14 protein-coding genes are annotated in these 13,908 nt (G+C 47.1%); all 14 read right to left on the bottom strand.

Annotated features, from left to right (window positions below; genetic code table 11):
* Positions 1 to 71: 71 nt before the first annotated feature.
* The 14 genes from spoIVB to ACQE26_RS11895 all read right to left on the bottom strand — a co-directional run bounded on the left by spoIVB (position 72) and on the right by ACQE26_RS11895 (position 13,907).
* A complete protein-coding gene (gene spoIVB / locus ACQE26_RS11960; RefSeq protein WP_500469498.1) occupies positions 72 to 1,355 on the bottom strand; it encodes a SpoIVB peptidase in 1,284 nt (427 codons plus the stop codon).
* Positions 1,356 to 1,514: 159 nt separating this feature from the next.
* On the bottom strand, positions 1,515 to 3,245 hold the full coding sequence (recN, locus tag ACQE26_RS11955; protein WP_045926698.1) for a DNA repair protein RecN: 1,731 nt from the start codon (positions 3,243 to 3,245) through the stop codon (positions 1,515 to 1,517).
* 31 nt (positions 3,246 to 3,276) lie between these two features.
* Positions 3,277 to 3,726, bottom strand: coding sequence for a transcriptional regulator AhrC/ArgR (gene ahrC, locus ACQE26_RS11950; protein ID WP_003153173.1), 450 nt, complete (start codon positions 3,724 to 3,726; stop codon positions 3,277 to 3,279).
* 96 nt (positions 3,727 to 3,822) lie between these two features.
* On the bottom strand, positions 3,823 to 4,668 hold the full coding sequence (locus tag ACQE26_RS11945) for a TlyA family RNA methyltransferase (RefSeq protein ID WP_016939006.1): 846 nt from the start codon (positions 4,666 to 4,668) through the stop codon (positions 3,823 to 3,825).
* Positions 4,665 to 6,566, bottom strand: coding sequence for a 1-deoxy-D-xylulose-5-phosphate synthase (gene dxs, locus ACQE26_RS11940; RefSeq protein ID WP_016939005.1), 1,902 nt, complete (start codon positions 6,564 to 6,566; stop codon positions 4,665 to 4,667). Before dxs ends, ACQE26_RS11945 begins: the two co-directional genes overlap by 4 nt.
* 142 nt (positions 6,567 to 6,708) lie before the next feature.
* A complete protein-coding gene (locus ACQE26_RS11935) occupies positions 6,709 to 7,599 on the bottom strand; it encodes a polyprenyl synthetase family protein (RefSeq protein ID WP_500469495.1) in 891 nt (296 codons plus the stop codon).
* Positions 7,589 to 7,843, bottom strand: coding sequence for an exodeoxyribonuclease VII small subunit (locus ACQE26_RS11930; protein WP_007408352.1), 255 nt, complete (start codon positions 7,841 to 7,843; stop codon positions 7,589 to 7,591). Before ACQE26_RS11930 ends, ACQE26_RS11935 begins: the two co-directional genes overlap by 11 nt.
* Entirely contained in the window at positions 7,843 to 9,186 is a 1,344-nt protein-coding gene (gene xseA, locus ACQE26_RS11925) for an exodeoxyribonuclease VII large subunit (RefSeq protein WP_049627001.1), read from the bottom strand. The genes ACQE26_RS11930 and xseA overlap by 1 nt, the downstream gene beginning before the upstream one ends.
* 123 nt (positions 9,187 to 9,309) lie before the next feature.
* The gene (gene folD, locus ACQE26_RS11920; protein WP_016939002.1) at positions 9,310 to 10,161 is read right to left on the bottom strand and encodes a bifunctional methylenetetrahydrofolate dehydrogenase/methenyltetrahydrofolate cyclohydrolase FolD; all 852 of its coding nucleotides are present in this window, start codon (positions 10,159 to 10,161) and stop codon (positions 9,310 to 9,312) included.
* Positions 10,162 to 10,172: 11 nt separating this feature from the next.
* Positions 10,173 to 10,565 carry a transcription antitermination factor NusB gene (gene nusB, locus ACQE26_RS11915; protein ID WP_016939001.1) on the bottom strand — a complete coding sequence of 131 codons (393 nt, stop codon included), beginning with the start codon at positions 10,563 to 10,565 and terminating at the stop codon, positions 10,173 to 10,175.
* 264 nt (positions 10,566 to 10,829) lie between these two features.
* Positions 10,830 to 11,237 carry an Asp23/Gls24 family envelope stress response protein gene (locus ACQE26_RS11910; RefSeq protein ID WP_016938999.1) on the bottom strand — a complete coding sequence of 136 codons (408 nt, stop codon included), beginning with the start codon at positions 11,235 to 11,237 and terminating at the stop codon, positions 10,830 to 10,832.
* A 21-nt stretch (positions 11,238 to 11,258) separates the two neighbouring features.
* Entirely contained in the window at positions 11,259 to 12,611 is a 1,353-nt protein-coding gene (accC, locus tag ACQE26_RS11905) for an acetyl-CoA carboxylase biotin carboxylase subunit (protein ID WP_045926702.1), read from the bottom strand.
* A 14-nt stretch (positions 12,612 to 12,625) separates the two neighbouring features.
* Positions 12,626 to 13,105 (bottom strand): acetyl-CoA carboxylase biotin carboxyl carrier protein, encoded by a 480-nt coding sequence (gene accB, locus ACQE26_RS11900; RefSeq protein WP_016938997.1) that lies wholly within the window; start codon positions 13,103 to 13,105, stop codon positions 12,626 to 12,628.
* Between the two features lie 151 nt (positions 13,106 to 13,256).
* The gene (locus tag ACQE26_RS11895; RefSeq protein WP_500469491.1) at positions 13,257 to 13,907 is read right to left on the bottom strand and encodes a SpoIIIAH-like family protein; all 651 of its coding nucleotides are present in this window, start codon (positions 13,905 to 13,907) and stop codon (positions 13,257 to 13,259) included.
* Position 13,908: the final 1 nt, after the last annotated feature.

Genomic DNA, 13,908 nt, shown 5'->3' with positions numbered 1-13,908 from the left:
TCTTATTTTACATGAATCCTGGAAAGAAGTGAAGAACGCGCACATAAAAAAACTGCCGGATGATCCGGCAGTCAGCTTGCTTTGTCTTTTCCATAAACATCAACACCCGCTTCAGAAAGCATCCATTCGATATGAACGCCGTAGCCGCTTGTCGGATCATTGACAAACACGTGGGTTACGGCTCCGACGACCTTCCCGTTTTGGATGATCGGGCTTCCGCTCATTCCCTGAACGATTCCGCCGGTTTTTTTCAGCAGTTTCGGATCGGTCACTTTTAACACCATTCCCTTAGTCGCCGGGAATTTTTGCGGAGTGGTGCTGACGATTTCAATATCAAATGTCTCTACTTTATCGTTTTCAATAACCGTCAGCATTTGCGCCGGACCTTTTTTCACTTCATTTGACAAAGCAATCGGAAGCGCTTTGTCTGAGATGTTATTTTTAATCGGCTGATGCAGTTTCCCGAAAATGCCGAACGGACTGTTGCGGTTAATATCGCCGATCGTTTTCCGTTCTGACGAAAACCTTGCCAGTTTTTCGCCGGGATTGCCGCCTTTTCCTTTTTCAATTGATGTTACAGTTGAACGGACGATTTCGCCGTCTTCCACAACAATCGGTTTTTTCGTATCCATATCAGAAATGACGTGGCCCAATGCGCCGTATTTTTTTGTTTTCGGTTCAAAAAATGTCATCGTGCCGATGCCGGCTGCCGAATCACGGATATAAAGGCCGATTCGATATTTTCCCTCAGCTTCGTCCTTTGTCGGAATCAGCTTTGTCTTGATTTTTTGCTTATCGCGTTTCACCAATAAATCCAAAGATTCCCCGGTCTTACCCGCTTTTTGAATAAACGGGGCGATGTCGCTCATTTTTTCAATTTTATGTCCGTTCATTTTAATAATGATGTCGCCAGATTCAATTCCCGCTTGTTCTCCCGGAGACTTTTTCCCATCCTTTGTCATCACCTGGTGAAAGCCGACGACCAAAACACCGACTGAATGCAGTTTTACACCGATGGACTGTCCGCCCGGAATGACCTTCAATTCAGGAAGGACACGCACTTTCGTTTTTTTAATGGGAAACCCGGCAAGATCATATACTACTTCTGACCGGCCTTGTTTTTGCCCTGTTATGTTTGCATGACCGTGCTCTTCTTTCAGCGTAAAGGCTTCTGATAATTCGCCCTTTTCAGCGCTTATTGATGCATTGACCGGAACGGCTTGTGTCTGTTTTTCAAAGACGCTCATTTCTGACGGTATCAGTAAATATTCTTTAAACGGCTTAAAAAAGCCTACACTTAGTAAAGAAACAAGGAGAATTACACCTATTGCTTTCCTCATGTTATGTGCATTCATTCCTTCACTCTCCTCGCTCCTATCCCACACCACTTTCTTTTTCTGCTACATCTATACTTTTGCCTTCCTGCGCTTGATTTATAACCGGCATACGAAGAAAAACATTGGATACACTGTTAGAGAAATGGAACAAAAAAATAAGCTGCCTGTATCAGCAGCTTATCCTGTCGTTTTTACCTGTCCGGCCTGTTTTAAAAGCTCTTGCGCATGCCGTTTTGTCAGATCGGTCACTTCAACACCCGCAATCATGCGGCCGATTTCCGCTACCTTATCCTGCTTGGAAAGCGGCGTGACATGCGTTGTCGTCCGTCCGTCTTTGAATTCTTTTGCGATCAAAAGGTGCGTATCCGCCATAGCGGCAACCTGCGGCAGGTGTGTAATGCAGAGCACCTGTGAACCGGTCGATACTTTATGGATTTTTTCCGCGATGGCTTGGGCAACCCGCCCGCTTACGCCGGTGTCCACTTCATCAAAGATGATGGAAGTGACATCCTGCTGGGAAGAAAAAATACTCTTCAGCGCCAGCATCACCCTTGAAAGTTCGCCGCCGGATGCGACCTTTGACAGCGGTTTTAAGGGCTCACCGGTGTTCGTTGAAATTAAAAATTTCACAAGGTCAATCCCCTTTTGGGTAAGCTGCACAGGCTGTCCGTTGACCACCGGCGCTTCACTGGCAGACGGATCGGTTTTCACGAGGAATTCCGTATCAAACGTTGATTTGCCCATATACAGGCTTTTTAATTCCTGATGAATTGCTTCCGCCAGTTTTTTGGCCCAGGCTTTTCTGATTTTTGATAAATTGGCGGCTTCTACGGCCACATCTTTGCCGACGGACTCCAGCTCCTTCTTCAGCGCTTCAAGGTGGCTGTCGCGGTTTTCGATTTGATCGATTTCCTCTTCTATTTTGGAGCCGTATTCCAAAATGTCTTCGACCGTCGCTCCGTATTTACGCTTCAGCTGTTTTATCTCGTTTAAACGGGTTTCAATAAAATTCAGCCGTTCCGGGTCATACTCCAGATCATCTAGCAGATTGCGCATTTGAAAGGTTGCATCCTCCAACAGATAATAGGAACTTGACACACTTTCTGACAGCTTTTGCAGCGGTTCATTGATATCCGAAATGTCTTCAAGCTGGGCAGAGGCCATTCCGACCCAGTCAAGCCCCCCCTGTTCGCTGCGGAGCGCATTATAGGCGTTTTGCAATGATTCATAAATTTTTTCAAAGTTGGATATCTGCTTCCGCTCTTCTTGAAGAAGCTCGTCTTCATTCAATTCAAGCTTCGCTGATTCGATTTCTTCAAGCTGAAATTGGATCAGATCTAACCGATGCGCCATTTCCTGTTCGCTTTCCGACAGCTTCTTCACTTTTTTGAGCAGCTTCATATAACGGTCGTAGCCTTCTTGGTATGCCTGAAGCGCTGATTCGGCCTCAGCGCCCGCAAATTTATCCAAAAGCTCTAAATGCTTGTCATCTTCCATTAACAGCTGGTTGTCATGCTGCCCGTGAATATCTAATAAAAGTCTGCCGATCTCCCTCAAAGCCGCAATCGTTACTAATTTTCCGTTGACACGGCAGACGCTTTTTCCCCCGGCATTAATGTCTCTTCTCATGACAATCATGTCGTCAGATGCGTCTATTCCCTGCTCACGGCACACCTCAAAAACGGGATGGCCGCTGTCCAAAAGAAACAGTCCTTCAAGCTCGGCCTTTGTTTCACCGTAACGGACAAATTCAGACGACCCGCGGCCGCCGACTAACAGGGAAACGGCATCTATAATAATTGACTTGCCGGCCCCTGTTTCTCCCGTCAGGACGGTGAGCCCCCGTTCAAACGAAATCGTCAGTTCCTCTATAATGGCAAAGTTTTTTATTGATAGTTCAGCTAACAAACAGCATTCCACCTTTTATCTGATAATTACGCTACAGCAGCTCCAAAAGACGGCTTTGAACGCCCTCCGTATCTTCAGGCGTCCTGCAGATGATTAAAATGGTGTCATCTCCGCAGATCGTGCCCATGATTTCTTCCCATTCGAGATTATCCATCAAAGCGCCGATTGCCTGCGCATTCCCCGGCATCGTTTTTAGTACGATCATATGGCTTGCTGAGTCAATTTTTACGAACGCATCCATTAATGAACGCTTCAGTTTTGACAGCGGGTTGAACCGCTGATCCGCCGGCAGGCTGTATTTGTAGGAACCATTATTGGTCGGCACCTTTACGAGATGCAGTTCTTTAATGTCCCTGGAAACAGTCGCCTGGGTTACCTTATACCCTTCTTCTCTCAGCATGTCAACTAAGTCATCCTGCGTTTCAATCTCATGGCTTGTAATAAGCTCTCTGATTTTTATATGCCTTTGGCCTTTTGTCATGTAAGCACCTCTGTTTTCAAGCTGTTCTTGTCATTATGTTAACCGCTTCTTGATAAAAAGTACATGATGGCAGAAAAAAGGAATAATAGCCCCCTATTATTCCGGTACATCTGTCTTTTTGGCTTTTAATGTTTCATGTGCTTCACGGACGGTACGGAGAATATCTTCTTCCGGCAGTTCAGCGCCGTTTCCATCTTCTCCCTCCCACTTCAAATGAAGCAGAAACTCGATATTGCCGTCTCCCCCTGTAATCGGTGAGAAGGACAATCCTTTCACTGTATATCCTTCAGAAGCGGCAAACTGATTCATACGGCGGAGAACGTCAGCATGAACGCCGGGATCTCTGACAATGCCTTTTTTTCCGACTGATTCACGTCCGGCTTCAAATTGCGGCTTCACCAGGGCGATACAATCGCTTCCCGGCACAAGCAGCGTTTTTAAAACCGGCAGAATAAGACGGAGTGAGATGAAAGAAACATCAATCGTCGCGAATTCCGGCAGACCCTCAGTGAAATCGGAAGGCTCGGAATAGCGGAAATTCGTCCGTTCCATGACGACGACCCTCTCGTCCTGTCTCAGCTTCCAAGCGAGCTGATTATAGCCGACATCTACTGCATAGGAACGTTCGGCGCCGTTTTGAAGGGCGCAATCTGTAAACCCTCCAGTAGACGAGCCGATATCAATCATTGTTTTGCCTTTTACTGAGACGGGAAACACCTCAAGAGCTTTCTCAAGCTTTAATCCGCCTCTGCTGACGTATTTAAGAGGGTTTCCTTTTACCGTTAACGGAAGATCCCGGGCGATTTTTTCACCTGGTTTGTCCAATCGGTTTTCATTTGAGTATACGATGCCCGCCATAATGGCGCGTTTCGCTTTTTCCCGCGTTTCCGCAAGGCCTTTTTCTACAAGAAGTACATCTAATCGTTCTTTTTTTGCTGTCATGATCCAATTCCTTTATGTGTCTTCGGCGGCATCAGCAGTTTAATCCGGTTCATAACCTCAGCCTTTGTGAGACCGATTTCTTCAAGCAGCGCGGTTACGCTTCCGTGCTCAATGAACCGGTCAGGAATGCCCATTCTGTCAATCGGCGTATGATACATGCCGAGGTCATGAGCGAATTCAAGAATCGTGCTTCCGAATCCGCCTTCAAGCACGGCTTCTTCAATCGTTAAAATCGGCAGACCTTCATTAAGAATCGCCTTCATCATTTGTTTATCAATCGGTTTTATGAACCGCGCATTGACGACACGCACGGACAGGCCTTCTTTTTGCAGTTCTTCAGCCGCCTCCAGCGCCATTTCAATGGTCGTTCCGAACGTTAAAATCACCGCGTCTTTTCCGGGACGGAGCACTTCCCATGTTCCGATCGGAATGGTTTTCAGCTCTTTATCCATCTTTACGCCGAGCCCGTTTCCGCGCGGGAAGCGCATCGCGATCGGACCCTCCTCATAAGCAAGAGCTGTATTGACCATATGGCGGCCTTCATTTTCATCCTTCGGCATCATTAAAACGAGGTTCGGTATATGACGCAAAAAGGCAATGTCAAAGACGCCTTGATGCGTCTCCCCGTCAGCGCCGACCAAACCCGCGCGGTCAATGCCGATAAATACATTCGCGTTTTGACGGCAGATGTCATGGACGACCTGATCATACGCCCGCTGCAAAAAGGTCGAATAGATCGCGAGAAACGGCTTCATGCCTTGAAGCGCCATTCCCGCGGCCATCGTCGCCGCATGCTGTTCTGCGATTCCGACATCAAACATGCGCTCCGGAAATTCTTTCGCAAACCCTTCCAGCTTAGAACCGACCGGCATGGCCGGTGTAATCGCGACAATTCTGTCATCCTCGCGCGCCAGCTCCTGGACGGTGCCGCTGACGAGTCCGCTCCATGAAGGAGCCGCGGCTTTTGGCTTGACGAAATCACCCGTATTGATTTTGTACGGGCCGGTCCCGTGCCATGTCCCGATTGTGTCGGTCTCTGCCGGTTTATAGCCTTTGCCCTTTTTCGTGATGACATGTAAAAGGACTGGGCCTTTTGTTTTTTTGGCGTATTGCAGGTTTTCAAACAGCTCGTGGTAGGAATGACCGTCTACCGGGCCTAAATACGTAAACCCAAGCTCTTCAAAAAACATGCCTGACACAAGCATATATTTTAAGCTGTCTTTTATCCGCTCAGCCGTGGCGGCCAATTTTCCGCCGACGGCCGGGATGCGCTTAAATAAATATTCCAGCTCGTCTTTTACCCATTGATATTTGCCGGCCGTGCGAAGCCGGCCGAGCATAGAATGAATCGCCCCGACATTCGGCGCAATGCTCATCTCATTATCATTCAGGATGACAATCATATCTTTTTTCTCATCGCCGATATGGTTCAGTGCTTCAAGCGCCATTCCTCCGGTTAAAGCGCCATCCCCGATAATCGGAATGATATATTCTTTCGTCCCTTTAATATCGCGGGCGGCAGCCATTCCCATCGCGCCTGAGAGCGATGTTGAGCTGTGGCCTGTTTCCCATACGTCATGTTCGCTTTCGCTGCGTTTCGGGAAACCGCAAAGCCCTTTATATTGGCGCAAGGTTTCAAACTCCTTGCCGCGTCCGGTTAACAGTTTATGAACATAGGACTGATGTCCGACATCCCATAAAAATTTATCTTTCGGACTGTCAAATTCTTTGTGAAGCGCAATCGTCAGCTCGACAACCCCGAGGTTCGGCCCGATATGGCCGCCTGAGGCAGACAGCGATGTGATGAGAAAATTGCGGATTTCCTCACCCAGCTCTTCCAGCTGTTCAATTGACATCTTTTTAAGAAATGACGGGTCCTGTATTGATAAAAGATCCAAAGCGGATCAACTCACTTTCAGCATGAATTTCTGCAAATTAAACAGTGTCTTTTTGAAAAAAGAAAAAGACTCTCTTTTTATTTTCATCGAAACTGCTTACATTTTACCATAGGAGCGGCAGCCCCTTCAAATCAGGATCGTTTTAATGATCTCTCGCCGCTATTAAATCGCAGAGGTCATGCAGCAGTTCTTTCTGAAGAGATAGGCCGCTGATGATCCGTTTCGCCTCGCTGATATGGTATGAAAGCTTCTCTTTCGCACCTTCAAGCGTTAAAAGCGACGGATACGTTGACTTTTCATTCGTCGTGTCTGAACCGACCGGTTTGCCGATCTTCTCCTCATGTCCTTCAATATCAAGGATGTCGTCTCTGATTTGAAATCCGATGCCGATATGGCTGCTGAACAGACGCAGCTTTTCGATTTCATTCTCCGGCGCATCTGCCAAAATAGCGCCTGCCGTCACGGAAAAGCCGAGGAGCTTGGCCGTTTTCCGCTCATGGATGGATTCCAGCTCCTCAAGCGTTACCTGCTTTTGTTCCGCTTCCATGTCGGCAGCCTGCCCGCCGACCATTCCTTCCGTTCCTGCCGCTTTGATCAGCTCCTCGACAAGGCGGAGCCGTTTTTCCGCTGAAACCGCGTCAGACACATGAGATGTGATTAATTTAAAGCTTTCTGTCAGAAGCCCGTCTCCGGCCAATACGGCTGCCGCTTCTCCGAAGACTTTATGGTTTGTCGGCTTTCCCCGGCGCAAATCATCATCGTCCATGCAAGGCAGATCATCATGGATTAAGGAATACGTATGAATCATTTCAACAGCGCATCCGACCGGAATCCCGTCTTTTTCATCTTTTCCGTAAGCATTCAAAACGGCTAAGACAACGAGGGGGCGCAGCCTCTTTCCGCCCGCTTCCAAAGAATACAGCATAGATTTTTTGAGGATTTCCGGCATGGCGAGCCGTTCTGTATACAAGGAAAGATTCCGTTCAATCAGTTGTTTGCGCGATGCTAAAAATGCGTCCAGTTTATTTGTCACCTTCGTCTTCCTCCTGAACGCTGAAAGGCGCAAGTTCTCCGTTATCTTTTAAAATAAAGTCCATTTGTTTTTCGACATGCTGAAGCTTTTCATGGCACATTTTTGAAAGGGCCATTCCTTCCTGAAAATAATTAATCGCCTGCTCCAGCGGCACGTCCCCTTCTTCAAGCTTTGCGACAATGCCTTCAAGGCCTTTCATCGCCTCTTCAAATGTCAGCTCTTCACTTTTTTTGGTTTCTGTCATTATCGTTCGCCTCTCTTTTGCAATACTTCACACGTCAAAACGCCGTCTGTCATCTTTACTTCAAGCGTATCATGTTGTTCCACTTGATCAACACTTTTGATCAGCTCTTTGTCTTTATAGGCCAGACTGTATCCTCTCTCCATAACTTGAAGGGGACTTAATGCATTCAGTTTACCAAGAACCGTCTGAAACTGCGAATGAAGCTGCTTCAGCTGGACATTCATGCTCCGCGTCAGCTGATTTGAGCGCTCTTCGTACCGTTTTTTCGCCTGTTTCAGCTGGGTTTCAGGGTGAAGCGCCGTTAATCTGTACGTATTCCGCTCCAGCTGCCTTTCTTTCCGCTCCGTAAGCCCTGTGAGCTGTGCTTGGAATTGCTGATACAAAAGGTCAAACTGCTGTTCTTTTTGGGTATACAATCGTTTCGGAAAACGGAATGCGTAAGATGACTGGAGCGATTGAACCCGTTCTTTTTTCTTGCCGATATGCTGCTGCATCGCTCTTGTCAGGCGGACTTCCGCCGTTTTTGTCCGTTCCATTAAGTCCGTCGTGTGAGGAACGGCGATTTCTGCCGCTCCCGTCGGCGTTGCAGCCCGGATATCAGCGACGAAATCACTGATTGTAAAGTCTGTTTCATGTCCGACGGCCGATATAACCGGAATGGCGGAAGCAAAAATCGCCCGGGCGACGATTTCTTCGTTAAACGCCCACAATTCTTCGATCGAGCCCCCTCCCCTTCCGACGATCAGAACGTCACACATCTTTTGCGAATTGGCTTCTTCAATGCGCTTCACAATCGATCTGCTGGCGTTTTCACCCTGAACGAGGGCGGGAAGCACAATGACTTTCACCAGAGGGTATCTTCTTTTGAGTGTGGTAATGACGTCTCTGACGGCCGCTCCCGTCGGTGACGTAACAACCCCGATCGTGGCTGGAAAAGCGGGGATGGCCTGCTTATGCCGGTCATCAAACAACCCTTCGCCGGCGAGTTTTTTCTTTAATTCTTCATAGGCTAAGTAAAGCGCCCCAACACCGTCCGGCTGCATTTCTTTCGCGTACAGCTGATAGCTTCCGCTCGGTTCATAGACGGAGATGCCGCCTCTTACGATGACCTTCATTCCGTCCTCAGGCTTAAACGCAAGCCTTGAACTTTGCCTTTGAAACATGACGGCCTGCATGCGGGCATGTTCATCTTTTAAAGTAAAATAGATGTGGCCTCTTGTATGGATTTTAACGTTGGACAGCTCACCTTTAATCCAAATGTCTTCAAGATGAGGGTCTACATCGAATTTTCGTTTAATATATTTGGTCAGTGCGGAAACCGTGACATATGCCGCTTCACTCACATCCTGCACTCCTTTCATAAAGGCTTTTTGCCCTAAACTAAGAAAACCCGCTCTGGCTGAAAGGAGCCTTAAGAAGCGGGTATCGTGCTCATTGTCACACTTTTTGTGACTGCCTCCGGTTATCTATGATAACGTACGTCTGGCAGATTTAACAGTATTATGCGCAAGCATCGTGATGGTCATCGGACCTACTCCGCCCGGGACCGGCGTAATGAAAGATGCTTTTTCTTTCGCTTCATCAAACTGAACGTCTCCGCAGAGTTTTCCGCTTTCGAGACGGTTGACGCCGACATCAATGACAATGGCGCCCTCTTTGATTTGATCAGCTGTGATGAAGTTCGCTTTACCGACCGCAACCACAAGAATATCTGCTTTTTTCGTATGCTCAGACATATTTTTTGTACGGGAATGGCAATATGTGACGGTCGCATTTTCGTTCAGCAGCAGCTGGCCGACCGGTTTACCGACAATATTGCTTCGTCCGACTACAACAACTTCTTTGCCGGAAAGATCTACGTTCGTCTTTTTCAATAACTCGACAATTCCGTGCGGTGTGCAAGGCAGAAATGTATCTTCTCCAAGCAGCATTTTCCCGACGTTGAGAGGGTGGAAACCATCAACATCCTTATCAGGGGAGATCCGCTCGATGACGGCTTTTTCAGAAATATGATCCGGGAGCGGCAGCTGGACGAGAATGCCGTGAAATTCCGGATTTTGATTGTACTCATCAATCACTGTTAAAAGCTCCGCTTCGGTTAAGCTTGAGTCAAAGCGGTCAAGCTTAAACTTCATCCCCATTGTTTCAGCGGCTTTTTTCTTGCCTGTCACATATGAAACAGAGGCGGGATCGTCGCCGATTAAAATGACCGCCAAGCCCGGCACTACGCCTTGTGCTTTCAGCTCTTCTACTTCTTTTGCCAATTGTTCGCGTTTTTCTTTAGCCGTTTCTTTTCCGTCGATGATTGTTGCAGTCATTTTCTTTCCTCCTATGATTCAATATCAGTTTTGATGTTAGAAAGAACCCCGTTTACGAATTTTGCAGCTTTATCGTCGCCGAACCGTTTTGCCAGCTCGATGGCTTCGTTTAATGACACGTTAGCAGGAATGTCGTCAGTATAAACCATTTCATACACCGCCAGACGGAGGATCGCGCGGTCTACGTTTGCAATCCGGTCAAGCTTCCAATTGACGAGGTGTCCGGAAATCATTTCATCAAGCTGCACCTGATGTTCAAGCACTCCGTACACCAGCTGTTCAAAGAAGTCATCTGTTTTTCCGCCATCAAGCGCGTGCTCGATGGCCTCGTTCGGTGCAATATCGCTGACATCAATCTGAAAAAGTGCCTGCAAAGCTTTTTCTCTAGCTGTTCTTCTTTTCATTTTCTTTCTCCTTCAGATCCGCTTTATCCGCTTGTCGTTAAGCCTAAAGAGATCATAACATATTTTTTTCCCAATCGCATGTCGAAATTTAGGTTTTTTCACCCTAATACCGAATGTTTTCACAAACCCTTTGAATTTCATTCGGATTTCACAGCATGAAGAAACTCGGCTGCCGTTTGTAAGCCGGCTTTCTTCATGCCTGAAAAGAAGGGAAACGTATAAAAAACCAAAGGGCTGCCCATCCCCTTGGTTTTTATACGCTCATTACATTTCTTCGTCGATTTCGACTTCTTGGGCTTTCGTGTCAAATTGAATGCCGACGATATGAATATTGATTTCATTGATGGTCAGAGACGTCATATTTAATAAGGTTTGGCGGATATTCTCCTGAACGCTTGCCGCCACTTTCGGGATCGAAATCCCGAATTGAACGACGCAATAGACGTCAATGGTAATCCCGTCATCGGCTAAATCGACCTTTACGCCTTTGCCGTGATTGATTTTGCCGAAGCGTTCTACGACGCCCGTGGCGAAATTGCCGCGCATTTCAGCTATTCCTTCAACCTCGGAAGCGGCGATGCCGGCAATGACTTCAATGACTTCAGGAGCAATTTCAACTTTGCCTAAATGACCCTCATCATGATCCATTTTAAGCACACTGTTGTCTTCCATTCAATTCACCTCCCGCAAAAATTATGAGCCCATTACATCATATGTTTCTAAAAACTTTGTATTAAACTCTCCGCTGACAAATGTTTCATGTTCAAGCAGTTTCAGATGGAACGGAATCGTTGTTTCAATACCTTCAATCACAAATTCGCTCAGCGCGCGTTTCATCCGTGCGACTGCCTCATCACGCGTTGTTCCGTATGTGATGACTTTGGCAATCATGCTGTCATAGTACGGCGGGATCGAATAGCCCGGATATGCGGCTGAATCCACGCGCACGCCGAGTCCGCCCGGCGGCAGGTACATGTTAATCTTACCAGGTGAAGGCATGAAGTTTTTCGCAGGATTTTCAGCATTGATGCGGCATTCAATCGCCCAGCCGTTAAATTCAACGTCTTCCTGTCTGAGCGAGAGTTCCTGTCCGGATGCCACTTTGATCTGTTCTTTGATCAGATCCGTTCCCGTCACCATTTCTGTGACAGGATGCTCTACTTGAATACGCGTGTTCATTTCCATGAAGTAATAGCGCTGTTCTCTGTAGTCATAAATGAACTCTACTGTACCGGCTCCCGTGTAACCGACGGCCTTCGCTGCTTTTACCGCTGCTTCACCCATCTGCTCCCTGATTTCAGAGTCAAGCGCAGGTGACGGCGACTCTTCAAGAAGTTTTTGCAGACGTCTTTGGATAGAACAGTCACGCTCTCCAAGATGGATCGTGTTTCCGTAATTATCGGCAAGCACCTGAATTTCAACATGGCGGAAATCTTCTATGTACTTCTCGATGTACACACCCGGATTTCCGAATGCCGTAGCGGCCTCCTGCTGGGTGATTTCGATGCCTTTAATCATCTCTTCTTCTGTGCGTGCGACCCGGATGCCTTTTCCGCCTCCGCCCGCAGTGGCTTTTATAATCACAGGATACCCAATTTCACCCGCAAGCGAAACCGCTTCTTCGGTATTTTTTATGATTCCTTTTGAACCGGGCACAATCGGCACGCCCGCCTGCTGCATCGTGTCACGTGCGATATCTTTTGTCCCCATCTTCGAAATGGCGTCAGCCGAAGGGCCGACAAACGTCACGTTTAATTCCTCGCACAGCTCGGCAAAATCGGCGTTTTCAGCTAAGAATCCGTATCCCGGATGAATCGCATCCGTACCGGTCAGCTTTGCGACGCTGACGATGTTCGTTACATTTAAATAGCTCTCTTTTGATGTTTTCGGCCCGATACAAAAAGCCTCATCGGCCATTTGGACATGCAGGGCCTCTTTATCTGCCTCAGAATAAACGGCTACAGTTTCAATGCCAAGCTCTTTGCAGGCCCGGATGATTCTGACGGCAATTTCTCCTCGGTTGGCGATCAATAGCTTTTTAATCATAATAGCAGGTCTCCTTACTCAGCTTTTACAAGAAATAGAGGTTGTCCGTATTCGACCAGCTGGCCGTTTTCAACTAACACTTCAACGATTTCTCCTTTTACTTCCGCTTCAATCTCGTTAAAGAGTTTCATTGCTTCTACGATACAAACCACTGTATTTTCGTTCACTTTTGAACCTTGGTTTACGTAAGGGCCGGCTTCCGGCGATGAAGAAGCATAAAACGTTCCGACCATCGGAGACGTAATTTTGTGCAGGTTTTCATCTTGTTTCGGCGCTTCCTGAACAGGATCGGCTTCGCGCGCTTCCGGTTTTGCAGCCTGCGGAGCAGGTGCGTAAGCGGCGGGAACAGCTGGAGCTTGTCCCGTTATATTCACTGCCGGCGCTTCATTTTTTTTCAGCTTCAGACTTACGCCTTCCATCTCGTAAACAAATTCGTCAATGGAAGATTCATCAATTCTTTTTATCAGTTCATGAATTTCGTTGATTTTTAACATCAGTTCCACTCCTATGTATAAAAAATAGAAATTTATGGGTTGCTACTAAAAGTACATACTATGTTTATCTTACAGGAGCGGTTGTGTAAATTCAACACTGATCTAAAATGACAGCAAAAAAGCCCGCAGCGGGTGCGGGCGGTTCAGGCTCTTATTTTGTCGGTTCAAACGTAACGGCGACGTCTTTCATATTCTTGATTTCTTTTTTCACCAGGTCAATGATGGCTGAAGCTTTTGCATTTGAATGTTTGTCAGACATGACCGTAATGTTGATTTTGTCACCTTCGGCATCCACGAGCGCATCTTTGTAGCCTTGCGTTTTAATGAGCGTTTCCAGCTGTTTTTCTGTCCCTTCCGCTTTGCCGAGCGCCGTCATTTTATCGTAGGCTTCGCTTTTTTCTTTTGCTGTCGCATCATCGCTTGAAACGATGCTGTTTAACTGTTCTCTTTCTTTGCTTCTCGCGTCTTCAAGTTCCATGCGGTATGCGGTAAATAAATTTTCATCAGCTGTTTCTGTGGCGACCGATCCGTCTTTTTCCGATGCTTCGGCTGACGTTTCTTTATCCTCTTTTGTGCCTTTAGAATCTTTCGTTCCTTTTGTTCCGTCTTCTTTTTCTGTGCCGCTTTCGCTCTTTTCTTCCGTTTTAGGAGCCGGCGTTTTTTCTGTGGCGATTTCCCCGCTGCTTTTTTCGGTTTTCATCTGCACGGCATTTTTGCTTTCCGGAGACATAATATAATAAACACTTAATACCACGACGAGACTGAGCATTGTTAAAAGCCAAACCGTTTGTTTTTTCAGCATG

It is taken from the genome of Bacillus sp. 5RYD7K (assembly GCF_059831465.1).
This window is presented reverse-complemented; position numbering and strand designations above follow the sequence as displayed.